This window comes from Vibrio sp. 970 (assembly GCF_033339075.1).
This window is the reverse complement of sequence record NZ_JAWOTW010000574.1, coordinates 1-586: the sequence shown is the minus strand read 5'-3', so window position 1 is coordinate 586 and position 586 is coordinate 1. Positions and strand designations below refer to the sequence as shown.

The 586-nt window shown below is 45.1% G+C and carries 1 protein-coding gene and 1 pseudogene; both read left to right on the top strand.

Going from position 1 to position 586, the window contains the following annotated elements; genetic code table 11:
* Positions 1-154 (top strand): annotated as a pseudogene (locus R7Q11_RS27955) (FAD-dependent oxidoreductase); the annotation flags it as partial.
* Position 155: 1 nt separating this feature from the next.
* Positions 156-586 (top strand): DUF1365 domain-containing protein (locus R7Q11_RS27950; RefSeq protein WP_225467204.1); only part of this gene is annotated, 431 nt, incomplete at its 3' end.

The window sequence follows — 586 nt, the reverse complement described above, 5'->3', positions numbered from 1 at the left end:
AATACAAGGAGCTCAACATACGTGGTTTTGTGGCGCTTATTGGTACAACGGATTCCATGAAGATGGCGTGCGCAGTGCTTTGGATGTTGTGAAAGGAATTGCCGCTAAACATAACGAGAAAAACGACACTCTTTATGAACAAGGTGCTGCGTAATATGAGTATCCCTTCTCACAGTCAGTTATTTATAGGCAATGTAAGACATCGTCGTTTTACGCCCGTTAAGCACGAGCTGAATTACTCAATGTTTATGCCAGCGATTGATTTGGATGAAATTGGTGTACTTGAGAAAAAAGTTTGGGGCTTTGGGACTCGCTGGTGGCATTGGGCTCGATTCAAACGCGATGATTACCTCGGTGAAGGGAGTTTGAAGAAAGCGGTGCAAGATAAAGTCGCAGAACTTACGGGCGTACGTTGTAGCGGCAAGGTGCTGGCTGTCTGTCATTTGCGTTATCTCGGGCTCTATTTTAGTCCAGTGAATTTTTACTACCTGTATGACCAAAAAGGTGGATGGCAATATCTTCTCGCTGAAGTCAGCAATACACCTTGGAATGAGCGCCATTATTACGCGATAGCGGCTGACCCAAA